Raw genomic sequence first — 22768 nt, 5'->3', positions numbered from 1 at the left:
GGCGCATTGACGCCCGTCTCCATGACTATCGAGTTGCCGTGCCGCGCAGCCTCGCGTCGAAACACGAGTGCTGCGCGACACATCGCCTGCCGCGTTTACTGCGCTGGCGCGTCCAGCTGCTTCTTCAACGCGGCGAGGCGGTCGTCGACGGACGGGCCGCGATTCAGGTCCGCGAGCTTGTCGTCGAGCGCCTTGCCGCTCTTCGTGTCGGCGGAACTCAGACGCGCGTCGGAACGTGCGTTCGACAGCGCGACCTTGTCCTCCAGCTTCTGGAAATCTTCAGCAAGATTCTTGCCGCCGATTCCGCCCAGCGCGGTGGCCGCCGTGTCCTTGGCCTGCGCGATCTGCTGCTTGGCCTGCAGGATGTTCGAGCGTGCGTTCAGATCGTTGCGGCGCTGACGCATGTCGTCAATCTGCGTCTTCAACTGCTCGACGGAAGGTTCGAGCGTGGCCAGTTCCTTCGCGAGCGCATCGCGTTCGGCCTCCGCCGTGGCCTGCGCGCCGAGCGCTTCACGTGCCAGCGCTTCGTCGCCGGCTTGCAGCGCGCGCTTTGCGCCGTCTTCGTACTTCTTCGCCTTGTCTGCCGCCACGTCGCGCTTGCTTTGCTGCGTCGCGACCTGCGCCTGGATCTCGATCAGCGAGTTCTCCGCTTTCGCGATGCTGTCGTCGAGTTCGCGCACGATCTGGCGCGCATCACGCGACGGGTCTTGCACGGAATCAGCTGCGTCGTTCAAGAGACCTTTGACGGTCCGCGTGATGCTGTCAAAAAGCGACATGAAACCCTCCATTGATTGAAATCGACGCTGAATACCCGGCGCCTGCGACAGGGCGCGTGACGACGTCGGCTACGTGTAGTTTACGCCGTCGTTCGCGACGCTGCGGGCCGTGCCACATGTCATCCGATATGCGTCCGTTCACGCAGGCTAACGGTGACGACCGGGCGACGACGGGGTGACGATGCAGCCGGTGCTGACATCGGGGCGCACAGACGGATTGCAATAGCGGCATGCAAAAATTAACCGTCCGCTTTCACGTCGTACTGCGCATCTGTCGACGCCCCGTCCGACCTTGCGAGGGATGCGCGACCGGGTATTCAACAGCTCGCGGATATTACACCACGCGTACGCTTAAACCCGACTTAAAGTGCGATTTCCTGCATGTTCTGGCGGCCGTCCTTGCATTCTTTTGCAGCGTCAAGAATCTGCGCAACGACATGAACGAACCAGTGCGCGACGTGTCGACCAAAGTGTGAATCTGCGGGCGTGCATGGGCGGATTCTTTCGGATAGCCGACGATACGACGCGATGCGCCGTGGCGCATCTACGCGAAGCGGCCGCTGCCCCTGGAGGGATCGATGCCCGATTCGTCGCCTTCCTGCTCGTGGTGACGTTTGCCGGCTGCATTGCCGTTCGGGGCGAGCAGCGTGGACGTTCTGCATGGCGTAGGCGTGTCGAAGGCTGCATCCGGCGAATCTGTTTCGCCTGTGGAAGAGAGGGCGGCGGCCTTCGCGGCCGCAACCCGCGCGGCGGCTTCCGTGGCGGCCTGCGTTGCGGCCTGCCCGGCGGCACCGTGATCGTTGCTGTTGAGTGCGCACAGGGCGGCAACGGACGACGGGCGCGCAAGATCGATCGGTGCGAGCGCTTCGCGCGGCGTGTCGGACCCAGCGAAGCCCGTGTCGTTGTGTGTGGGCGCGGACGCGTCGCGGGAGGCAGGCGTCTTGAGCGCCGTCGGCGGCGCCTGCCGCAGATGTTTGCCGGCTCGCGCGACACGCTGCAGCGCTTCGTTCAGCGCATCGGGTTCGCGCGGCGCGCGCAGCCGGTCGACGATGCTCGCCGCCTTGACCTGCTCGCTGGTCGCGCCGAAGCTCAGTACCGCACGGCGCATGAGTTCGCTGACGCTGATGCCGAGGTTCCCGGCCGTCGATGAGATGGCGCGTTTCTGGGCGGGCGTCACGAAGACGACGATGCGTTCGCTGGGCTTGTTCATAGATCGGCTCGCGTTCTTTGTTGGTGTCGAACTGCGGAGGAATCCCGGCAGGCGGCGAATCCTGCCTGGCGCGCGTCGATCCATCATAAGACGAAAACGTGGCGCGCGGTTATCCGCGGGCGTAAATCGGGCGGGCCGTAAAATGGCTGTCACATCAAGGGTTTGGGATGCTTGCGGGCGGATTGTCCACAGGCCTCTCCACATTTTCTGTTGATAACCGATAGGCGGCGGCGAAGCTGCTCAAACAGTGCAATACCGTGTATTGAGGTGCTTCGGGGCGCAATCATGAGGGAATTCTTACAAAAAAATCACGATCGCCGTCGCTTGATTTCTTTAAAATGCGCTGTTACGTTGCGCCAGGCGCCGCCCGGGCGCGCTATGCGGCCGGCTGGGACGGGGTAAGACTGACGGTGCTGTGCGCAAGCGATCGCGGGGTGTGAAGCGTCGTGCCGCGCGGCACGCAGCAGCGCCGCGAAGGGTGCGGCGCCCCGAGCCGTCGATCCGGCGCACAACGGTGCGGCGGCTGCGCATAACGATGCGCGGGCGGCGCAACGATCACGATTCAAGCGCACCAAGCGTGCATACCGGGCGTGAAGAACGCGCTCATCATTCCAGTCATGCCAATCATCAAACGACCGAATTCCTCCAGTTCCTCCGGGCATCCAGGCCGCGAGCCATCTTTCGGCAGCCATGACAACCCGAGCCGCGACTATCGCTACGCCCAGCGTGAAGATGACGCCGGCGATGAGCGCGGCCGTGGCAGGCGCTCCGGGGGACGCTCAATAGGCGGCACGATCGCGATGTGGTTCGCTGGCCTGTTCGCCACGCTCGCCGTGGTGGGGGCGCTGATCGTCGGCTACGCGCTCGTCGTGATGGGCCCGCAGTTGCCGTCGCTCGACGCGCTGACCGACTATCGCCCGAAGGTCCCGCTGCGCATCTACACGGCCGACCACGTGCTGATCGGCGAGTTCGGCGAAGAGCGGCGCAGCCTCGTGCGCTTTCAGGACATCCCCGACGTGCAGAAGAAGGCTGTGCTCGCGATCGAGGACTACCGTTTCTACGAGCACGGCGGCGTCGATTTCATCGGCATTCTGCGCGCGGGTTTCGCGGACATCATGCACGGCGGCTCGTCGCAGGGCGCAAGCACGATCACGATGCAGGTCGCGCGTAATTTCTTTCTGTCGAGTGAAAAGACGTACACCCGCAAGGTCTATGAAATGCTGCTCGCGTACAAGATCGAGCGCGCGCTCACCAAAGACCAGATTCTGGAGCTGTACATGAACCAGATCTATCTGGGCGAACGCGCTTACGGCTTCGCGGCGGCGGCACGTGTGTACTTCGGCAAGGATCTGAAAGACATCACGCTCGCCGAAGCGGCGATGCTCGCGGGGCTGCCGAAGGCGCCGTCCGCGTACAACCCGGTCGTCAATCCGAAGCGCGCGAAGATCCGACAGGAATACATCCTCAAGCGCATGCTGGACCTGAATTACATTACGCAGGACCAGTACAACCAGGCCGTGAAGGAAGAGATTCGCACGAAGACGGCGGGCAACGAGTACAGCGTGCACGCCGAGTACATCGCGGAAATGGTGCGTCAGATGATGTACGCGCAGTACAAGGACGAGACGTACACGCGTGGCCTCAACGTGACGACGACGATCGATTCGGCCGATCAGGAAGCCGCATATCGCGCGGTGCGCAAAGGCGTGATGGACTACGAGCGCCGCCACGGCTATCGCGGACCGGAAGGCTTCGTCGAATTGCCGGCTGCTGGCGACGAGCGCGACGAGGCGATCGAGGACGCGCTGAACGATCATCCCGACAACGGCGAGATCGTGGCGGCCGTCGTCACGTCGGCGACCGCGAAGGAAGTGAAGGCTCAAATGCTCGACGGCACGCAGGCAAGCGTGACGGGCGACGGCCTGCGCTTTGCAGCCGGTTCGCTGTCGGCGCGCGCCGCGCAGGCGCAGAAGATCCGGCCTGGCTCGATCGTGCGGCTGGTGGCCGATGCGAACGGCAAATGGCAGATCACGCAGTTGCCGCAGGTGGAGGGCGCGCTGGTGTCGATGACGCCGCAGGACGGCGCGATTCGCTCGCTCGTCGGCGGCTTCGACTTCAACAAGAACAAGTTCAACCATGTGACGCAGGCATGGCGTCAGCCGGGTTCGAGCTTTAAACCGTTCATCTATTCGGCTGCGCTCGACAAGGGCCTTGGACCGGCGACGATCATCAACGACGCGCCGCTCTACTTCCCGCCGAGCGCGCCGGGCGGCGACGCGTGGGAGCCAAAGGACGACGACCAGCCCGACGGTCCGATGCCCATGCGTCTTGCGCTGCAGAAGTCGAAGAACCTGGTGTCGATCCGCATCCTGTCCTATATCGGCACGAAGTACGCGCAGGACTTCGTCACGCAGCGCTTCGGTTTCGACGCCGACAAGACGCCGCCATACTTGCCGATGGCGCTCGGCGCGGGCCTCGTCACGCCGCTGCAGTCGGCGGGCGCGTATAGCGTGTTCGCGAACGGCGGCTACCGCATCAATCCGTATCTGATCGCCGAAGTCGACGATCCGCATGGGCAGCCGCTGTCGCGCGCGCAGCCGTTGACGGCGGGCCGCGACGCGCCGCGCACGCTCGAGCCGCGCAACGCGTACATCATGAACAGCCTGCTGCATTCGGTGGCGACGGCGGGTACGGGCGCGGGCACCAACGTGCTGCATCGAAGCGACCTGCAGGGCAAGACGGGGACCACGAACGACGCGAAGGACGGCTGGTTCGCCGGCTATCAGCAGTCGCTCGTGGCCGTCGCGTGGATGGGTTACGACCAGCCGAAGTCGCTTGGCAGCCGTGAATTCGGCGCGCAACTGGCCCTCCCGATCTGGGTCGAGTACATGCAGCGCGCGCTGCGCGGCGTGCCGCAAGCCGAGCCGGAGATGCCGCCGGGCGTGACGACCGTCGATGGCGAACTGTTCTATGCGGACATGACGCCGGGCGCCGGGTTCGTCGCGAGCATCGGCATGGATTCGGCGAATCCGCTGGCGAGCGGCGGCGATGCCGTCGGTACGGTGGGGCCCGCAGGGATGACACCGCCCGCGCCGCCGCCGAACGTCACGTCGACGGAGAAGAAGCAGATCATGGATCTGTTCGAGTCGAACAAGCCTTGATGGTTTGAGCCTTCGACGCCGGCAAACACGCGCCCGTGGTGGACATCACGGGCGCGTTTTTTTGTGCAGTCGATGGAGGCATGCGCGCCAAGCGATGATTTCGTTGCGCGCTCAGCGGGTTAGGGAGGATGTCCAGGCGTTATCAACAGCCCTGCCAACAGAATCTGTTGATAACCTGCGCCGTGTTCCATCGTCCGTTTTTCAGGCATGCGCAGCGCTATCTGCAGCGCGGGAGAAATCCGTCGCTGGCTCAATGACTTATCCTGCTTGTCCCGGCGATCTCAACAAGATCATCCCCAGAAACTGGGGATAACTCGATACGCGTCGCTCACTGTGCAATGGGTCCCGCACCCGTCGACACCGACTCAGCGCGCGCCTCCTCGGCAGGCGGATTGCCCATCGCCTGGAACAGCGCCGCCGTATCGTTCAGACGCGCGCCCGTATAGCGAATCTCGTCGAGCCGCGCGTTCAGGTATTGCTGCTCGCTGGAGCGCGTCGACGTGACGGGGACGGCGCCCAATCGGTACTTCGCGGACGTCTCTTCGAACGCGCGTTGCGCCGCGCGCGCGGCCACATTCGCCGCATCGAGCGATTGCGCGTCATGTTCCAACGCAGCCAATGTATCGGCGACGTTCTGAAAGGCAGTCAGCACCGTTTGCTTGTACTGCGACGTGGCGGCTTCATACGAAGCGAGCGCCGCGCGCCGCTGCGCAAACAATGCGCCGCCGTGAAAGATCGGCTGCGTGATCGATGCGCCGATGCTCCAGAGCGCGCCCGCGCCCGAGAGCGCGACGGGCCAGCTGAAGCCGCCCTGGCCCATCGACGCGTTCAACGTGATGCTCGGATACATCTGCGCCGTCGCGACGCCGACATCGGCCGCGGCTGCCTTCAGCGTCGCGTCGGCGGCCTCGATGTCCGGGCGCGCTTTCAGTAAATCGGACGGCACCGACACGGGCACCCGTTCGGGCACATGCAACGATGCAAGATCGAGCGGCGGCGGCGCGGCGTCCGGCGTGCTGCCCAGCAGCACGGCAAGCGCGTGACGCGTCGTCAGCAGCTGCTGGCGCGCAGCGGGCAGACTCGCCGCCAACGACGCCGCGCTTTGCTGCGCATTGAGCAGGTCGCTGTGCGATACCGCGCCGAGATCGTAGCGGCGCTGCGTGTCGCGAGCCTGCTCGTCGGCGAGCGTGACGAGGCGTTCGGTGGTCTTCACCTGGGCATCGAGCATCGCCGCGGAAACGGCCGCCGTCACAATGTTTGCAGCAAGCGCACGGCGCGCCGCGTTGAACTGGAACGCCTGCACGTTCACACGCGAGGCCAGCGCCGCGTTCGCAAGCCGCGCCGCGCCGAAGATGTCGAACGTGTACTGCGCCTGCAACTGGCCGACGAACGTGTTGTACAGAAACGTGTTCGGTCCGGCCTCGGGAATGCCGAGCGCGCGCTGGCGCGCAGCCTGGCCGCCGGCGTCGATGGCGGGCAGCATGTTGCTGCCGATCTGCGCCCGCAACTGCTCGCGGGCTGCCGTCAGATTCCTGTCGGCGGCGGCGAGCGTGGGGCTGTTGCGCAGGCCTTCGTCGACGAGCGCGTTCAGTTCATTCGATTCAAACGTGCGCCACCATTGCGGCACCGCGTTTGCGCCGACGACGAACTGCTGCGTGATGCCTTGCGCGGGCACTGTCTGCGTTGACTGTTCTTCGGCGCCGTAATGCGCGGGTTCGGGCATCGCTGGCGGATTGCCGCTCGGCCCGAACGCGCAGGCCGTCGCGAACAGGGAAGCTGCCGCCACTGCGCAAGACGTGCGGGTCATTGAAAAGAGGCGCATGATCAATTCCCCGAATGTTCGCCCGGCGCCGGGCGCGGATCGCGCTCGTTGCCGCGCACACGGAACCAGGCGGCATAGAGCGCGGGCAGATAGAAGAGCGTGAGCACCGTCGCGCTCGTGATGCCGCCCATCAGCGCCGTCGCCATCGGTCCGAAAAAATTGGAGCGCAACAGCGGAATCAGCGCGAGCACGGCGGCTGCCGCCGTCAGCGTGATCGGACGGAAGCGCCGCACGGTCGCGCCGACGATCGCGTCGAAGCGCTTGTGTCCCTGCGCGATGTCCTGTTCGATCTGGTCGACGAGAATCACCGAGTTGCGCATGATGATGCCGAACATCGCGATCACGCCGAGCATCGCGACAAAGCCGAACGGCTTGCCAAACAGAAGCAGCGTGGCGACCACGCCGATCAGTCCGAGCGGCGCCGTCAGCACCACCATCAGCACGCGCGCGAAACTCTGCAACTGGATCATCAGCAGCGTCAGCACTGCGATGATCATGATGGGCATCTGCGCGTTGATCGACGTTTGACCCTTCGCACTTTCCTCGACCGATCCGCCGATCTCGATCCGATAGCCGACGGGCAGCGTCGAGCGGACCTGCGCGAGCTGTCTGTCGACGGCATGCGTGACGTCGATGCCTTGCGCATTGCCGCGCACGTCGGATTGCACGGTGATCGTCGGTTGACGGTCGCGTTCCCAGATCACGCCGTATTCGAGGTCCTCGCGCATCTGGCCGAGCGTGCCGAGGGGCACTGCGCCGTTTGGCGTCGGCATCGCGAGCGTGAGCAGTTGCGACGGGTCGACGCGCTCGTTCTTCGGCGCGCGCAGATCGACGCTGATCAGCTTGTCGCGCTCGCGGTACTGCGTGACGGTATAGCCCGTCAGCGTCATCGCGAGAAAGCTCGATACGTCCGCCGATGTCACGCCCAGTTCGCGCGCCTTCGTCTGATCGACCTCGAAGCGCATCGAGCGCTCGGCGGGTTCGTCCCAGTCGAACTGCACGTTCGCGGTGCCCGCGTTCGCGCGCATCGTCGCGGCCACTTTTTCGGCGATCGAGCGCACGGTCGCGATATCGTCCCCGCTCACGCGGAACTGCACGGGATAGCCGACGGGCGGACCGTTTTCAAGGCGCGACAGGCGCGTGCGGATCGCGGGGAAGTCGTTGCGCAGTTTGGGTTCAAGCCAACGCGCGAGCTTCTCGCGATCTTCGACCGACTTCGCGGTGATCACGAACTGCGCAAAGTTCGGCTGCTGCAATTGCTGGTCGAGGGGCAGATAGAAGCGCGGCGCGCCCGAGCCGACGAAGTCCACCGAGTGATCGATCTCGGGCCGGCCTGCGAGCGCCTTTTCGATGCGCTGAGCCTGGCGCAAGGTCGCTTCGAACGATGCGCCTTCGGGCAGTCTCACGTCGACGAGCAGCTCGCGCCGGTCCGAGCTCGGGAAGAACTGCTGCGGCACGAGCGCGAAACCCGCGAGGGATACGACGAACAGAATCACCGTGATCGCGAGCACGATGTAGCGCCGCTCGATGCACCAGCTGATCCAGCCCGTCAGGCGTCGATAAAAGCGCGTTTCGTAGATGTCGTGTTCGTGATCTTCCGACTCGTGTGCCTCGCGCTTGCGCTCGGGCAGCAGATGATAGCCGAGCATCGGAATCAGCACGACGGCCGCGAGCCACGACGCGATCAGCGCGATCGCCGATACTTCGAAGATGGAGCGGGTGTACTCGCCCGTGCTCGATTTGGCGAGCGCGATCGGCAGAAAGCCCGACACGGTGACGAGCGTGCCCGTGAGCATCGGAAACGCGGTGCTTGTGTACGCGAACGCGGCGGCGCGTGTGCGATTCCAGCCCTGTTCGAGCTTCACAGCCATCATTTCGACGGCGATGATCGCGTCGTCGACGAGCAGGCCGAGCGCGAGCACGAGCGTACCCAGCGAGACCTTGTGCAAGCCGATATCGAACAGATACATGCAAAGCGCGGTGACGGCGAGCACGACGGGAATCGAGATCACGACCACCATCCCCGTGCGCACGCCCAACGACACGAGACTCACCACAAGCACGATGGCCACGGCTTCGGCCACGGCTTCGAGGAAGTCGTCGACGGAATGCGCGACGGCGTGCGGCATGCTCGACACCTCGACGAGCTTCAGTCCCGCGGGCAGATGCGCCTGCAGTTCCGTCATCTTCGCGTCGAGCGCCTTGCCGAGCCGGATCACGTCGCCGCCCGTCTGCATCGTCACGCCGATGCCGAGCACGGGTTTGCCCGTGAAGCGCATCTGCGTGACGGGCGGATCGTCGTAGCCGCGCTGGATCGTCGCGATATCGCCGAGCCGGAACGAGCGGCCATTGATGCGGATCAGCGTATCGGCAAGTGCATTCAGGTCTTTGAATTGTCCCGTGGGGCGGACGAACACGCGGTCGTCGCGCGTCGTCAGCGTGCCTGAGGGCGAGACGCTGTTTTGCGAGTTGATCGCCTGCGCGAGCTGCGTCGGCGAGATATTGAGGCGCGTCAGCTGGGTATTGGTGATTTCGACATAGATATGCTGGTCGGGGTCGCCGAAATAGTCGACCTTGCCGACGCCCGGCACGCGCAGCAGTACGGCGCGCAATTCGTCGGCGTAGTCGTGCAGCTGCGCCGACGAGAAGCCGTCCCCTTCGAGCGTGTAGATGTTGGTGTAGACGTCGCCGAACTCGTCGTTGAAGTACGGGCCCTGAATGCCTTGTGGCAATGTCTGGCCGATGTCGCCGACTTTCTTGCGCACCTGATACCAGGTTTCCGGGACATCCTTGACGGGCGCCGAGTCCTTCATCGTGAAGAAGATCAGCGATTCGCCGGGACGCGAATAGCTGCGCAGAAAATCGATCGCGGGTGTTTCCTGCAGCTTGCGCCCGATACGGTCGGTGACTTCTTCCTGCACCTGGCGCGCGGTCGCGCCCGGCCAGAAGGTGCGGATCACCATCACGCGGAACGTGAACGGCGGATCTTCCGATTGCGCGAGCTTCGTGTAGGCAAGAACGCCGAACGCCGTCGCGAGCGCGATCAGAAACACCACCAGCGCCTGATGGCGCAGCGCCCACGCGGACAGGTTGAAGCGTCCTTCTTCGTCGCGCATGCCGCTCATGACGCGAAATCCTCGGGATGCAGCGGCGCCACGACGCGGACTTTCTCGCCCGCCGTCACCGTATGCACGCCTTGCCAGACGACGCGCTCGCCTTCGCTCAGACCTTGCGAGACGGCGATGGTCCGCTCTGTGTATTGCGAGACCTGCACGCGGCGCAGTGCCAGTTCGTCGCTGCCGCTCTTCACGACCCACACGGCGGGCTGGGTGCCGTCATGAAACAGGGCGGTGGCGGGCAGCGTGTAGAGGCTGGCGTGCGGGGCGGTGTTGTCGTGTGCGAAGTCGATGTCGGCTGTCATGCCGAGACGCACGTCCGCGCCCGCATGATCGAGCGTGAGCTTCGCGCGATAGGTGCGGCTTTGCGGATCGGCAGCGGGCGACAGTTCACGCACGCGCGCATTGAACGTGCGGCCGGGCAGTGCGCCGAGCTTCACGGTCGCCGTCGTGCCGACGCGCAGCGACGCGAGGGCGGCTTCGGGCACGTCGCACACGACATCGATATCGCCGGACCACGCGAGGTTGTAGACGGCCTGTCCCGCTGACACGTTCTGACCTGTATCGGCCTGCTCGGCCGTGATGACGCCCGCGTGATCGGCGGTGAGCGTCGTGTACCGCAGCTGGTCTTTCGCGAGCGCGGCCTGCTGCTGCGCCTGGTCGCGTTGCGCGGCCGCCGATGCGTAGGCGTCTTCCGTCTGCTCCAGTTGGGTCTGCGCAATCAGGTTCTCGCGCGCCTGCGCACGGTCGCGCTCGAGCTGCTGCTTCGCGTAGATGAGCCGATGCTGCGCAGCGTCGAGTTGCGCGGCGGCGCTGGCGGCGTTCTTCTGCGCGTCGGTGGGATCGAGCCGCGCGACGACCTGGCCGTTCTGCACGACGTCGCCGAGGCGCACGCGCCGCTCGACGATCTTTCCGGCAATACGGAATGACAGCGGTGTCGAGTAACGCGCCTGCACTTCACCCGGCAGCGATGCAGCGAGCGGCCGGCCATCGGCATGCACAGCGACGGCGACGACGGGCCTCGGCGCGGGCGTGGCGGCTTCCTTGTTGTGACAGGCGGCGAGCGTCAACGCGGTGGCGAGAAGGAGCGCGGCCAGGTTCGCACGGCCCGATGACGAAGATGCCGGTGCAGTCGATGCGAACAGAGGAAACAGCTTGCGCGCGATAGGTGGCGCGCCACGGCGGGAACGATTCACGATGCCCCCAGGCTGAGATGCAAACGGATATGGCAGGCCAGAGGCTACCGACGGGATGCGACGACGCGTCAACGCGCATACTTCGATTCGAGGCGCATCGAAACGTGTGTCGTTTCACCAGGTGCTGCACGGATTGCTTCAGATGGTGAAGCGAATTTTAATACAGTACTGTATCTGAATGCAAAGATGAATCTGATTTCGGATCGATGCTAGACTGTTAAATATGAAACGCATACGGCTCACCCGCGAACAGAGCAAGGACCAGACGCGTCTGCGTCTGCTCGATGCTGCGCAGGCCATTTTCATGAAGAAGGGGTTTGTCGCGGCGAGCGTCGAGGACATTGCCGAGGCGGCGGGCTATACGCGCGGCGCGTTCTATTCGAACTTCCGAAGCAAGCCGGAACTGTTCCTGGAGCTGCTGCGGCGCGATCACGAGTCGATGCAGGCGGATCTGCAAGGCATCTTCGAAGAGAACGCGACGCGCGAGGAAATGGAAGCGAGCGTGCTGCGCTACTACAGCCGCATGCCGAGCGAGAACAAGTGCTTCATCCTGTGGGTGGAGGCGAAGCTGCTGGCCGCGCGCGATGCGCGGTTCCGCGTCCGTTTCAACGCCTTCATGCATGAAAAGCTCGAACAGCTCACGGCGTACATCACGGAGTTTTCAGTTCGGGTCGGCACGCCGCTGCCGTTGCCGGCCGAAACGCTGGCGCTCGGTCTGATGGGCCTGTGCGACGGCATGCAGTTTTTCTTTACCGTCGATCCGCAGCGCTTTTCGGGTCAGCGCGCGGAAGAAGTGCTCGGCAGCTTCTTTGCGCGGGTGGTGTTCGGCCGGTCGTTGGAGTGACGCAAGCGTCCTTAAGCTCGCCGTTCAGATCCACACGTCGTTGGCGGCCGTGCGCTCGCTGGTTTCGCTGCCCGTGTTCGTCACGCCGCGCGGCTCGATCAGAAGCAGTTTCACTTCTTTTTCTGCGTAGGGCTTGTGTTCCTTGCCCTTCGGCACGACGAACATTTCTCCCGCCGACAGCTGCACCGCGCCGTCGCGGAAATCGATGCGCAACACGCCCTCCAGCACGATGAACGCTTCGTCAGTATCGGCGTGATCGTGCCAGATGAAATCCCCTTCGATCTTCACGACCTTGAACTGGTAGTCGTTCATTTCGGCGATCACACGTTGCTGCCAGTGGTCGTGGATGCGGCTCAGCTTGTCGGCGAAATTGACTGCCTGATAGGGTGTGGCGGACATGGCGTTTCCTTTCGTTGAAGTCAGTGCCGGCGAGTGTAGTGACGCGCGCAGGCCGCCGTCTTGAACGTTCGTGCCAATCTGCGGCGCTGGTTCAGCGCAGGTCCGCGGTGAGCATGCGCAGCCAGCGCGACGGCGTCACGCCGTACGCGGCCACGAAATGTCGCGTCATATGGCTCTGGTCCGCAAAGCCCGCGGCAGCGGCGGCATCGACGAGCGCGATGCCGCGCAGTATCGACTGACGCGCGGCATCGAGGCGGCGCATGGTCAGATATCGGTGCGGACTCGTGCCGAAAAATGTGCGGAAATCGCGCGACAGACTCCAGCGGTCGCGCCCGCTCGCGGCGGCCAGCTCGTCGAGCGTCACGGGCTGCTCCAGCGATGCGTGCAGGTAATCGCGCGCAAGCTGCGCGGCGCGGAAATCGGCGGACGGGCGCGGGCGCTGAACGGGGCGCGCGCTCGACACGGCGTCGAGCGCGTGCGCGAGATCGAACAGCGCGTCGTCCTGTTCGAGCGGATCCAGCGCGCGGTCGAGGCCTTGCAGCAGCGCTTGCGTCGCGTGGGCGAGGCGCGGGTCATCCGACAGCCCGCCTTCGATGAACGGCAACGGCTTGCCGCCCAGCGCCGCCTGGAAGACGGCGGGCTCGACGTAAATCATCCGGTAGCGGAAGCCTTCGTCGGTGCCCGCCTGGCCGTCGTGCGCTTCGTCGGGATGCAGCACCATCGTGCCGCCGGGCAGACTGTTGCGCACACTGTGCCGGTAATGAAAGCTCTGGACGCCAGCAAGCGTGCGACCGATCGCGTAAGTATCGTGCCGATGCAATGCGTAGCCGTTGCGCTGGAAGAATGCCTCGATGCGTTCCACGCCGTCCTGCGCGGGCGCGCGCCGGATCCAGTCGCGGTTGGGATGCAGCCCGGGCGTTGCTGTGTTTGTCGTCGAGACGGCCGTCGTGTCATCTGTCTGCATGCTGCCTGCCTGCTGACGCGCGCCGTCAGATGCCAAGGCCCGGCCCGAAATTGCTGCCGATCAGCTTCGTGACTGACTCGATGTCCGCGTAGTCCTGCTCGGGCAGACCGTCGAGCATCGACAGCACCTCGTTGCTGGCGCCGGCTTCGCGCGCGGCATCGACGAGTGCGTCCTTGTTCAGCGGATAGGTGACGCCGCTCAGCACGTCTGCAATTTGCAGGTCGATCGATTCACCCGGAATAGCGGATTCCGTCATGCTCGCGCTCCATTGTTCTGAAAGTTATCGACGCGAGCGGGACGATCCGCCCATCGAATCGCGCATTGTCGCGCAACATTCGCGCCGTCATGTCTGCAGGTGTTCGTCCTGTGCCACGAAGCCGCGCTCGAGGTGCCGCGACTTGGGTAGTGCAATGTGTTCCCATCGCTCTGGCCGGATGTCGGTCTGGGCCGCGACGTCCGGCGCGGCGGGCGCGACGGGGGCGGCGTTGGCGCGGGCGGCGGCCGTGTCGATCGTGCCGTCCGTCGCCGTATGCACCGGCGCAGCGAAACACGAGGCTGACAACGTCACCATGATCAACAGCGTCGAGGTTTTCATCGCTCGACCTCCTTATGCCAGGCAGCGCAGTAACTGCATGCAAGCGGTATGCCATTTCGGTCATGACGTGATGACGTCCGCCCCACGCGGTTGCCGTCTGCGAGCACCGCGCGTCCCCCTCATATTACGCCAGTTATTTTTTACAAGCGCTGGCGAGGCGCAAGGAAGCAGGAACATGGCGCGGCGTTGATGGAGGTTGGAGGCGGTTTCCAGGCGGGCGGGCGCGGCGTCGCGAGCGTCCGTGTGGCTGCGCGGCATGCGCACGGCATCACGTATGTAGAAAGCGGGTCGCGTTAACCCGGCGTGGGGCAGGCGGTGACGCCCCGGGCTCAGCGCAGCACCTCGAAACGCGTCCAGGGCCACGACGGCCGGTCGCGCATATAGCCGTTCAGCCAGTTCCACTGCGGATGGCGTTTCATGAACGCCTGCGCATCGAAGGGCCGGCCGCACGGATGTCCCCAGCGCGCGAAGAACGCCATGTCGCGCGCCATCTCGCTGTCGACGACCTTGCCGTCGTTCGCGCCCCAAGGATTGAACGGGCCGTGATCCGAGCCTCCGAAACGCTGGTCGTCGAGCTCGAGGTGGCCGCAGATCGTGCGCGAACACGGGTTGTCCGGTCGATCGAGGTAGACGTCGTGATGATCGGCGATCATCGCCTTCGCCAGTTCGACGTCGATGCGGCCGCGATGCGTTTCCTCCAGCTGCATGAAGCGCAGCCGCCGCGCGCCGTTCTTCCGCACGTCGGTGTAGTCCTCGCCTTCGCCCGTGCATTCCTGGTTGCGGATTTTCAGGTCTGTCGCCGTGTTGTAGCCGCTATAGAAACCGTCTTTCGTGCTTTCGAAGCCGGAGTAGTGCAGACCGAGTTCATAGCGGGCGATTTCGCCCGTCTTCGCGTCGCCGATCAGCCAGCTGTTCGCGTAGCCGCCGTTGTTGGCCATCGCGAACATCTCGCACCATTCTCCGATGCTGTTCGCGTACTGGGTCGCGCGTCGCGAACGATAGAACTCGGGCGCGCCCGATGCGTTGTAGCCCGCGAAATTCGAAATCGTCGTCTCCGTCACCATCAGGCCCGCCGACGTGACCCAGAAGTCCGTCAGGCTCGAGATGCAGCCGGGCAGCCCCTGCATCAGAATGCGGTTGCCCGCTTCCGGGACGATGTCGAACACGACGTTGAACGCGTCGCCCGCCGCATAGCGGTCCCATGAGTTGTGCGCCATGACGATGCGGCCGTCGCGCGTCGCGCTGCCCGTCGCGATGAATGCGCTGCAATGATGCCCGCGCCGTCCGCGCCACGGCTTCAACCCGAGTTGCGGTTTCTGCTGCGCAGCGTGCTGCGGCCACCAGCTTTGCAGCAGATCCATGTAGCCGTTCCACGCAAGCACTTCTGCGAACGTGAGCTTCGCCCCGTCGGCGATGCCCTGGATCTCGTCGGCGTATTCGCTGTCGATGCGGGGCGCGAACTGCTCCACGGCGGCATTGATGAAGGTGTCGAAATCCTCGCCCGTGTCCCATTTCGCCAGATAGCGGGCGGTGCGGATCGCGTTCTGGATCTCGGCGGCGAGCAACTGGCCGTGCTGTTCGCCGCGGTCGTATGGCTCACCCTGGATGTGCACGAAGATCCAGCCCGCATGGTCGCGGCGGACGGCATCGATGGACGGTTTGCTCATCTTCGCTCCCGTTCGTACGTACGTGGCATCGCCGCCGGCGTTGCTCAGCGCCGTATGTCGCGGGATGCGGCTTGCAGCTTCTTTCGTGCCCGGGGCCGTGCCCGGCGCCGGGTCAATTCATTGTAGGGAACTTGCCGCGCTTTGCCAGGCGCGCGAACGGCAACGCACCGAGGTTGGCGGACTACCGCGCCGGGTTCATCCGGAAGTATGCGTCGAGCAACGAGGTTTTGTAGACGACGCCCGCGAGCGTCGGCCGCGCCCTGCTTTCGACGACGGGTAGCCGTTCGCCCTGGAATGCCATGAAATGCTGAAGCGCGACGCCGAGCGGCATGTCCGGCGTCAGCACGTCGAAATGCGGCTGCAGATAATCGGCGGCCGTCTTGGTCGAGGTGTCGCGTCTGTCGAGCAGATCGGACGTGATGTCCTTCAGCGCAACCACGCCGAGAAACGCATCGCTCTCATCCGTCACGTACAGATATTTGACGGGGTATTCGAGGAACACGCGCGTCATGTCGTGCACGGTCGCGTTCGGCTGCACGACGGTTTGCGGCGGGCGGATCAGTTCGCGCATCTGCGTCGCGCGCAGCCGCATGCGTTCCTGTTCCTCGCGATTGCGGTGCAGCGTGATGTCGTACATGGAGGTCTTGCCGATCGCACGCGCTGCGAAGTAGGCGACCACGCACGACAGCATGAGCGGCAGCACCACCTGATAGCTCAGCGTCATTTCGAAGATCATCAGGATCGCCATCAGCGGCGCCTGCGTCGCGCCCGCGAGAAACGCGCCCATGCCGACCATCGCGTAGGCGAACGGCGCGGACGTCGCATGCGGCCACAGCCCATTCATGCCGAGGCCGAACAGCGAGCCGATCACGGCGCCGACGAAGAGCGTCGGCGTGAACACACCGCCGACTGCGCCCGAACCCACGGTGGCCGCCGTCGCGATCAGCTTGAAAGCGAGCACGACAAGCAGTGCCGTCCATGTCCACGGCGAATGCAGGATCGAGTTGACGACGCTATAGCCGTTGCCCCACACCTCGGGTGTCCAGACGGACAGAATGCCGACGACCAGTCCGCCGAGCGCGAGCCGAAAAGGCAAGGGCACGGGCAGACGGCCGAATGCCGACTTGCTGGCGTCGATGAGCCGCAGAAACTGCGGCGCCGCCGCGCCGCACAGCAGGCCGAGCGCGACAAAGAGCAGCACTTCGAGTCCGGCGACGGGCGGAAACACGGGCATCTCGTACGGCGGCTTGTACCCGGCGAATTCGCGCATCACGATGTTCGACACCACCGAGGACACCACGACGGGCCCGAAGCTTTCCATTGCGATCGAACCAAGCACGATTTCGGTGACGAAAAAAGCGCCCGCGATGGGCGCGCTGTATGCGGACGTGATGCCCGCCGCCGCGCCGCACGCGACAAGCAGCCTGAGACGCGGCGGATCGAAATGCACGACGCGTCCGATCAGCGACGCGCCGAGCGCCGCGAGTTGCACCATCGGACCTTCGCGGCCGATCGAACCGCCGCTCGAAATGGTGAACAGCGACGACGCGCTGCGCCACAGACTGACGCGCACTGGCACGACGCCATCGCCGATCACGACGGCTTCCATGTAATCCGTGTGCAGCTTCCTGTCGACGCCGCGTTGCGCGAGGAGCAGCAGCATGCCCGCGATCAGGCCGCCGAATGCGGGCAAACCGATGCGCATCGCGAGCGGCAGTCGCCGCGCCATTTCAACGAGACTGCCGTCCTGCCCGGTGAATACGCGCTGCAGCAGCGAGATGCCTTCGCGAAAGGCAATGGTCGCGAAGGCGCCCGCGATCCCGACGATCACCGACCAAACCAGCATCGTGTGCGCATCGGACAGGCGGAAGAGATGGGCGGCGCGGGTGCGCAGTCTCAGCAGAAATGAAAGCACGGCGGGAGCGGGCGTTTAGGGTGGTTGATTGGACACGTGCGGCCTGCATGGTATCGGCCTCGCGCGGCGGCGGTTTGAAAGGCGGCGCGTCCCTTCGGGTGCGCGCCGCGGCGAGGGCGGTGCGATGTCAGCTCATATCAGCGCACGTCCTTGTCGAGTTCGGGGTAGTGCCGGAAGACGCAGGTTTCGTTGTAGGGCAGGCGCCGGTCGGAGTCCAGGTACGCGGCGATGTTCGGGCGCTTGAGCACCGCATCGTGCAGCGCGGCGAGGCGCGGATGACGCTCGCCGAAATGCTTCATGGCACGCGGAAACGCGTAGTGCAGCGCGTCGATCAGCTGGAACATCGACAGGTCCACGTACGTCAGCGAATCTCCGACCATGTATGTGTCGCCCGCCGGGTTCTGCTTCAGCACGCGCTCGAAATAGCCCATGAACTTCGGAATCCGATGGTCGATGAAATCCGCCGCGCGGATTTTCGCGGCCTCTTTCTGTTCCTCGTAGTACATGCCCGACGCGAGGGGATGATGCGTGTCGTGTGCTTCCGTGACCATGTCGGCGATGGTCAGCTGCAGGCCGTTCGCGACGTAGCGCAGGCTCTCGATTGTCGGTGCGAGATTCAGCTTCGGCCCGAGATAGAACAGGATGTTGGCCGTCTGCGAAAGGATCAGGTCGCCGTCCTGCAGGAACGGCGGCGCGTACGGCAGATACGCCTCTGATGTGTCGTTCAACACGTCGATCATCGCGCCTGTGCCGAGCCCGTCCTGCTCGTCGCCGCGCGCTACTTCGACATAGTCCGCGCGTGCTTCTTCCAGTGCGAGCCGCACGAATTCGCCGCGGCCCTGCAAGCCATCCCAGTAGTAGAGTCGGTAAGTCATCGGTCGGTCCTCATTCGGTTGTCGGCGGCGTGGGGTGCGCCGCCTTTGCACACGGAAGCGAGCTAGAAGTATGCCGCGCGACGAATGACGTTGGCGTGTTCCCGAAGGTATAGGCAGAAAGCACAAAAGCCCCGCACGCGGCGGGGCTTGTCTGAGTGAGGTGGCGGCTTAGCCGAACAGGTGCTGGACGAGCCATGTGATGCCGAGACCGCCCGCGAACAGCCATACGTAGAGAATCAGACCCGTCGTCAGCGCACGCGGACCGGCATCGCGGATCTGCGACAGCCGCGTTTCGATGCCGAGCGCCGTCATGGCCATCGTCAGCGCGAACGTGTCGAGCATGTTCATGGTGCTCGTGGCAGCTTCGGGCAGGATGTGCAGCGAGTTCACCGCGACACAGGCGAGGAAGCCGAGTGCGAACCAGGGTACGGCGAGCTTGCGCGGTGCATGCGCTGCATCGTGTCCCGCCTTCGCCGCCGCATTGCGCGCCGAGCGGCTCACCCACAGGCCGACGATCAGCAGCACGGGCACGAGCAGCATCACGCGGGTCATCTTGACGATGGTGGCGATATGCGTCGCTTCCGGGCTCACGTTGCTCGCCGCGCCGACCACCTGCGCGACTTCGTGAATCGTACCCCCGAAGAACAGGCCGACGCCCGTCGTATCGAGATGGATGAGACCGGCGCGCAGCAGCGCGGGATAAAGGAACATCGACAGCGTGCCGAACAGCACCACGCTGCCGACGGCCATCGCGCTCTTGTGAGGCTTCGATTGCAGCGTCGATTCGAACGCGAGCACGGCGGCCGCGCCACAGATCGCGCTGCCTGCTGCCGTGAGCAGCGCGCTATCGCGGTCCAGCTTCATCAGCTTCATGCCCGCCCAGGTGCCGATGACGAGCGTGCTGACCACGATCAGCAGCGATTCGGCGAGACCCGGCAAGCCGACTTGCGCGATTTCCTGCAAGCTCACGCGCAGCCCGAAGAAGGCGACGGCGATGCGCAGCAGTTTGCGCGCCGAGAAATTGACGCCGGCCGCCCAGCTATCGGGCATGCCGTCTTTCAGCGCATTGCCGTAGATCATGCCGCCGACGATGCCGACGATCAGCGGGCTGATACCGAGGTTGGCAATCGCCGGAATGGCGGCGATGCGGGTGACGGCCGCGGCGAACAGCGCGACGAACAGAATGCCGTTGATCTGGCCGCGCGTCGACGACGGCGCGGCGGGAACGGCATGGGTATGCATGGTGGTGGACATGGGCTCAACCTCTTGCTGAAGGCTGCTTGACTCGATGGCCTAATCCTAAATTAGATATATGGATATGAAAAATCGTGATTTAGAATGTCATATATCGGAAAATCTGATATGTTATCCCCATGACCCCGGATCAGCTTATAACGTTCGCCGCCGTCGCGGAGCATCGCAACATCAGCCGCGCCGCACTGGCGCTGCATCTGTCGCAGCCCGCCGTGTCCGGCCAGCTTCGTCAATTGCAGGATGAATTCGGCGAATCGCTTTACCTGCGCGACGGCCGCGGCGTGCGGCTCACGCCTGCCGGTGAGCAACTCGCCAGCTATGCGTCGCGCCTGCGCGATACGTTTCGCCAGGCGTACGCGTATCGCGACGCGCTGCGCGGCATGGAGCAAGGCACGCTGCGCATCGGCGCGAGTACGACGCCCGCAAGCTACCTGCTGCCCTATCTGATGGCGGAGTTCCAGCGCCTTCACCCCGACGTCACCGTGCATACGGACGACGGCAATACGGCGGATATCATTGGCGCGCTCGCGTCGTTCGATATTGCGCTGGTGGAGGGGCAGGTCGGCGGCGATCTGCCGCCCGATACGGTCGTGCATCCGTGGCATGAGGACGAGATCGTCGCGATCATGCCGCGCTCGCATCCCTTGGCCTCGGCTGGCTTGCAGCACGTGACGCTCGCTGACCTGGGCACGCATGCACTTGTTTTGCGCGAAGCAGGCTCGGGCGTGCGGCAGTTGATCGAGCGCGCGTTTGCGCGCGCCGGCGTGCCGATGCGCGTCGCGCTCGCGATCGCGGGCGTGGAAGGCGTGAAGGAGGCAGTGCGCGCGGGAATGGGCGTCGGTTTCGTATCGGCGATGTCGATGCGCCATGAGAACGAATCGCTGTGCCGCCTGCCGCTCGGCCCCGACCCGCTCACCCGGCGCTTTTCCATACTCGTGCCGCACGCCAGCGCGCCGTCACGGCTCGTCGGACGCTTTCTGGAGCTGTGCCTCAACGGTGACGCGCCCCCTGTGGCCGGCGGGTCCGGCGCTTAAGGGATTACCACTATGGCGTCCCCGTAGATCGATGGGCAGTATTTGCTTCAAGCGCAGTCGCGCTTTTTTGATATCCGTCTTTGGAACCGATTCCAAAGCATGTTTTCAAGCAACAGAGCAAGGGATTGGCATGGCGGAAGTGGTGATTGTCGCGAGCGCGTTTGGAGCCGATGCGATCCGCAAGGACGGCCATCACGCATGGGTGAAGACAGCGGCGCAAGGGGGCGCAGCCGGTTTCGAAGTGCGCCGTGAGTTGTTTGCGCTGGAAGCGGAGGCCTCGTCGGAGGCGTTGTCGGCGCTCGGCAAATCGATCGCGGTGAAAGGCCTGTGGTCGGTGTATTCGACGCCCGCCGAGCTGTACGCGTCCGACGGCGCGCTCGACGAAGCCGCGCTGCGTCAGGCGCTGATCGAAGCGACGGCGCTGGGCGCGCGTTTCGTCAAGCTGCAGCTGGGCGGTTTCGCGGGGCGCGCGTGGGGCGACGCGATCGCAACGTGTACGAAAGGCCTCGCGGCGCGGCTCGTCGTCGAAAACGGACAGGTGGAGCGCGGCGGTTCGCTGGCGCAATTCGACGGGCTGTTCAATGCGCTCGCGAAGGAAGGCCGTCGCAACCTTGTCGGCATGACGTTCGATATCGGCAATTGGCAATGGCCCGGCGTCGATCCCGTCGAGGCGGCCCGCAAGCTCGCAGACCACGTCGAATACATCCATTGCAAGGCCGTCGCGGGTGAAGGCGCGCGCCGCTTCGCCGTCGCGCCCGCAGCGGACGATCCCGTGTTCGCGGCGGTGCTGCCGCTGCTGCCGCGCCATGTACCGCGCGGCATCGAATTTCCGTTCGACGCCACGCGCCTCGCCGCCGACGCGTCGCACTACGTCGCATGGCTCGCGTCCGCCTGAGCGCCGCAAGCGTCGACTGAATCACGAAGGAGAAGGCATGCATCCGACACTCGATGTCATCACCTACGGCGAAGCGATGGCGATGTTCGTCGCGGCCGAAACGGGCCCGCTCGCGAGCGTCGGCCAGTTCACGAAACGTGTTGCGGGCGCCGACCTCAACGTGGCGATCGGCCTGGCGCGGCTCGGCTTCAAGGTGGGCTGGATGAGCCGCGTCGGCGCCGATTCGTTCGGTCAGTATGTGCGCGACACGCTCGCGCAGGAAGGCATCGATCAGGCGTGCGTGACGACGGATGCACGCTATTCGACGGGCTTCCAGCTGAAGTCGAAGAACGACGACGGCAGCGATCCCGCCGTCGAGTATTTCCGCAAGGGTTCGGCGGCGAGTCATCTGTCGCTGGTCGATTACGTGGACACCTACGTGCTTGCCGCGCGCCATCTGCATCTGACGGGCGTCGCGCCCGCGATTTCGCGCAGTTCGCGCGAACTCGCGTTCCATATGGCGCGCGAAATGCGGCAGGCAGGCAAGACGATCTCGTTCGATCCGAACCTGCGCCCGACGCTTTGGCCATCGCGCGAAGCGATGGCGACGGCACTGAATGAACTGGCGACGTTCGCCGACTGGGTGCTGCCGGGCATCGGCGAGGGCGAGATTCTGACGGGCTACACGAAGGCCGACGACATTGCGCAGTTTTATCTCGATCGCGGCGCGAAGGGCGTCGTCGTGAAGCTTGGCGCTCGAGGCGCGTATTACCGCACGGCGGCAGACTCCGGCGTCGTCGCGGCACAGCCTGTCGAACGGGTTGTCGATACCGTCGGGGCGGGCGATGGCTTTGCCGTCGGTGTGGTCAGCGCGCTGCTCGAAGGGCGTACGCTGCCGCAGGCGGTGGTGCGCGGCAACCGCATCGGCGCGCTCGCGATCCAGGTGATCGGCGATTCCGAAGGGCTGCCGACGCGCGCCGAACTGGACGCGCTCGAAAGCGATGCCGCACTGGCCGCGTAGCAGGCCCCCGATTTCAGCATTCAGCAGTACAGGACGAGAACAACA

At 64.7% G+C, this 22768-nt stretch carries 18 protein-coding genes; 5 read left to right on the top strand and 13 right to left on the bottom strand.

Translation table 11 applies throughout. The features are described 5' to 3' along the window. Window positions 1-95: 95 nt before the first annotated feature. Together BPHY_RS06450 and BPHY_RS06440 are read right to left on the bottom strand one after the other, a co-directional pair. Window positions 96-776 (bottom strand): PspA/IM30 family protein, encoded by a 681-nt coding sequence (locus tag BPHY_RS06450; protein WP_012400667.1) that lies wholly within the window; start codon window positions 774-776, stop codon window positions 96-98. Between the two features lie 544 nt (window positions 777-1320). Further along, window positions 1321-1986 (bottom strand): hypothetical protein, encoded by a 666-nt coding sequence (locus tag BPHY_RS06440; protein WP_012400666.1) that lies wholly within the window; start codon window positions 1984-1986, stop codon window positions 1321-1323. A 617-nt stretch (window positions 1987-2603) separates the two neighbouring features. Here BPHY_RS06440 and BPHY_RS06435 point away from each other — a divergent pair. Further along, complete coding sequence (locus tag BPHY_RS06435; RefSeq protein WP_041763809.1) at window positions 2604-5147, top strand: penicillin-binding protein 1A; 2544 nt, start codon at window positions 2604-2606, stop codon at window positions 5145-5147. Window positions 5148-5475: 328 nt separating this feature from the next. Here BPHY_RS06435 and BPHY_RS06430 read toward each other — a convergent pair whose 3' ends face one another. Genes BPHY_RS06430 through BPHY_RS06420 form a run of 3 tightly spaced genes read right to left on the bottom strand, consistent with a single transcriptional unit; the run spans window position 5476 to window position 11230 of the window. Beyond that, window positions 5476-6969, bottom strand: coding sequence for an efflux transporter outer membrane subunit (locus tag BPHY_RS06430; RefSeq protein ID WP_012400664.1), 1494 nt, complete (start codon window positions 6967-6969; stop codon window positions 5476-5478). A 2-nt stretch (window positions 6970-6971) separates the two neighbouring features. Further along, entirely contained in the window at window positions 6972-10094 is a 3123-nt protein-coding gene (locus BPHY_RS06425; RefSeq protein WP_012400663.1) for an efflux RND transporter permease subunit, read from the bottom strand. Continuing rightward, window positions 10091-11230, bottom strand: coding sequence for an efflux RND transporter periplasmic adaptor subunit (locus BPHY_RS06420; RefSeq protein WP_063713839.1), 1140 nt, complete (start codon window positions 11228-11230; stop codon window positions 10091-10093). The genes BPHY_RS06425 and BPHY_RS06420 overlap by 4 nt, the downstream gene beginning before the upstream one ends. A 274-nt stretch (window positions 11231-11504) precedes the next feature. On the opposite strand from BPHY_RS06420, the gene BPHY_RS06415 reads away from it, so the two are divergent. Continuing rightward, window positions 11505-12125: a TetR/AcrR family transcriptional regulator gene (locus tag BPHY_RS06415; protein ID WP_012400661.1), complete on the top strand. Its 621-nt coding sequence runs from the start codon at window positions 11505-11507 to the stop codon at window positions 12123-12125. A 24-nt stretch (window positions 12126-12149) separates the two neighbouring features. Here the strand turns inward: BPHY_RS06415 and BPHY_RS06410 are convergent, their stop codons facing one another. The 8 genes from BPHY_RS06410 to BPHY_RS06375 form a co-directional block, all read right to left on the bottom strand. Further along, window positions 12150-12524 (bottom strand): cupin domain-containing protein, encoded by a 375-nt coding sequence (locus BPHY_RS06410; RefSeq protein WP_012400660.1) that lies wholly within the window; start codon window positions 12522-12524, stop codon window positions 12150-12152. Window positions 12525-12615: 91 nt separating this feature from the next. Then, a complete protein-coding gene (locus BPHY_RS06405; RefSeq protein ID WP_012400659.1) occupies window positions 12616-13488 on the bottom strand; it encodes an AraC family transcriptional regulator in 873 nt (290 codons plus the stop codon). Between the two features lie 25 nt (window positions 13489-13513). Then, window positions 13514-13744: a DUF2795 domain-containing protein gene (locus BPHY_RS06400; RefSeq protein ID WP_012400658.1), complete on the bottom strand. Its 231-nt coding sequence runs from the start codon at window positions 13742-13744 to the stop codon at window positions 13514-13516. 87 nt (window positions 13745-13831) lie between these two features. After that, window positions 13832-14083, bottom strand: coding sequence for a hypothetical protein (locus BPHY_RS06395; RefSeq protein ID WP_012400657.1), 252 nt, complete (start codon window positions 14081-14083; stop codon window positions 13832-13834). 329 nt (window positions 14084-14412) lie between these two features. Beyond that, window positions 14413-15750, bottom strand: coding sequence for a C45 family autoproteolytic acyltransferase/hydolase (locus BPHY_RS06390; RefSeq protein WP_012400656.1), 1338 nt, complete (start codon window positions 15748-15750; stop codon window positions 14413-14415). Window positions 15751-15931: 181 nt separating this feature from the next. Next, window positions 15932-17665, bottom strand: a complete 1734-nt coding sequence (locus BPHY_RS06385) for a ClcB-like voltage-gated chloride channel protein (RefSeq protein WP_012400655.1) — start codon at window positions 17663-17665, stop codon at window positions 15932-15934. A gap of 137 nt (window positions 17666-17802) precedes the next feature. Then, entirely contained in the window at window positions 17803-18540 is a 738-nt protein-coding gene (locus BPHY_RS06380; RefSeq protein ID WP_012400654.1) for a glutathione S-transferase, read from the bottom strand. Window positions 18541-18708: 168 nt separating this feature from the next. Continuing rightward, on the bottom strand, window positions 18709-19794 hold the full coding sequence (locus tag BPHY_RS06375; protein WP_012400653.1) for a YeiH family protein: 1086 nt from the start codon (window positions 19792-19794) through the stop codon (window positions 18709-18711). A 119-nt stretch (window positions 19795-19913) separates the two neighbouring features. Between BPHY_RS06375 and BPHY_RS06370 the strand changes: the two genes are divergently transcribed. The 3 genes from BPHY_RS06370 to BPHY_RS06360 all read left to right on the top strand — a co-directional run bounded on the left by BPHY_RS06370 (window position 19914) and on the right by BPHY_RS06360 (window position 22723). Next, window positions 19914-20828, top strand: a complete 915-nt coding sequence (locus BPHY_RS06370) for a LysR family transcriptional regulator (RefSeq protein WP_012400652.1) — start codon at window positions 19914-19916, stop codon at window positions 20826-20828. A gap of 130 nt (window positions 20829-20958) precedes the next feature. Then, window positions 20959-21723: a sugar phosphate isomerase/epimerase family protein gene (locus BPHY_RS06365; protein WP_012400651.1), complete on the top strand. Its 765-nt coding sequence runs from the start codon at window positions 20959-20961 to the stop codon at window positions 21721-21723. Between the two features lie 37 nt (window positions 21724-21760). After that, window positions 21761-22723 (top strand): sugar kinase, encoded by a 963-nt coding sequence (locus BPHY_RS06360; RefSeq protein ID WP_012400650.1) that lies wholly within the window; start codon window positions 21761-21763, stop codon window positions 22721-22723. Window positions 22724-22768 lie beyond the last annotated feature (45 nt).

Source organism: Paraburkholderia phymatum STM815 (genome assembly GCF_000020045.1).
Lineage (GTDB): Bacteria > Pseudomonadota > Gammaproteobacteria > Burkholderiales > Burkholderiaceae > Paraburkholderia > Paraburkholderia phymatum.
Note: the sequence above shows the minus strand (reverse complement) of the source record. Positions and strands in the feature narration are given on the sequence as shown.

Excerpts from the sequence above, each read along its gene's own strand:
- BPHY_RS06450 (WP_012400667.1), bottom strand. The coding sequence starts at position 776 with ATGTCGCTTTTTGACAGCATCACGCGGACCGTCAAAGGTCTCTTGAAC.
- BPHY_RS06440 (WP_012400666.1), bottom strand. The coding sequence starts at position 1,986 with ATGAACAAGCCCAGCGAACGCATCGTCGTCTTCGTGACGCCCGCCCAG.
- BPHY_RS06435 (WP_041763809.1), top strand. The coding sequence starts at position 2,604 with ATGCCAATCATCAAACGACCGAATTCCTCCAGTTCCTCCGGGCATCCA.
- BPHY_RS06430 (WP_012400664.1), bottom strand. The coding sequence starts at position 6,969 with ATGCGCCTCTTTTCAATGACCCGCACGTCTTGCGCAGTGGCGGCAGCT.
- BPHY_RS06425 (WP_012400663.1), bottom strand. The coding sequence starts at position 10,094 with ATGAGCGGCATGCGCGACGAAGAAGGACGCTTCAACCTGTCCGCGTGG.
- BPHY_RS06415 (WP_012400661.1), top strand. The coding sequence starts at position 11,505 with ATGAAACGCATACGGCTCACCCGCGAACAGAGCAAGGACCAGACGCGT.
- BPHY_RS06410 (WP_012400660.1), bottom strand. The coding sequence starts at position 12,524 with ATGTCCGCCACACCCTATCAGGCAGTCAATTTCGCCGACAAGCTGAGC.
- BPHY_RS06405 (WP_012400659.1), bottom strand. The coding sequence starts at position 13,488 with ATGCAGACAGATGACACGACGGCCGTCTCGACGACAAACACAGCAACG.
- BPHY_RS06400 (WP_012400658.1), bottom strand. The coding sequence starts at position 13,744 with ATGACGGAATCCGCTATTCCGGGTGAATCGATCGACCTGCAAATTGCA.
- BPHY_RS06395 (WP_012400657.1), bottom strand. The coding sequence starts at position 14,083 with ATGAAAACCTCGACGCTGTTGATCATGGTGACGTTGTCAGCCTCGTGT.
- BPHY_RS06390 (WP_012400656.1), bottom strand. The coding sequence starts at position 15,750 with ATGAGCAAACCGTCCATCGATGCCGTCCGCCGCGACCATGCGGGCTGG.
- BPHY_RS06380 (WP_012400654.1), bottom strand. The coding sequence starts at position 18,540 with ATGACTTACCGACTCTACTACTGGGATGGCTTGCAGGGCCGCGGCGAA.
- BPHY_RS06375 (WP_012400653.1), bottom strand. The coding sequence starts at position 19,794 with ATGTCCACCACCATGCATACCCATGCCGTTCCCGCCGCGCCGTCGTCG.
- BPHY_RS06370 (WP_012400652.1), top strand. The coding sequence starts at position 19,914 with ATGACCCCGGATCAGCTTATAACGTTCGCCGCCGTCGCGGAGCATCGC.
- BPHY_RS06365 (WP_012400651.1), top strand. The coding sequence starts at position 20,959 with ATGGCGGAAGTGGTGATTGTCGCGAGCGCGTTTGGAGCCGATGCGATC.
- BPHY_RS06360 (WP_012400650.1), top strand. The coding sequence starts at position 21,761 with ATGCATCCGACACTCGATGTCATCACCTACGGCGAAGCGATGGCGATG.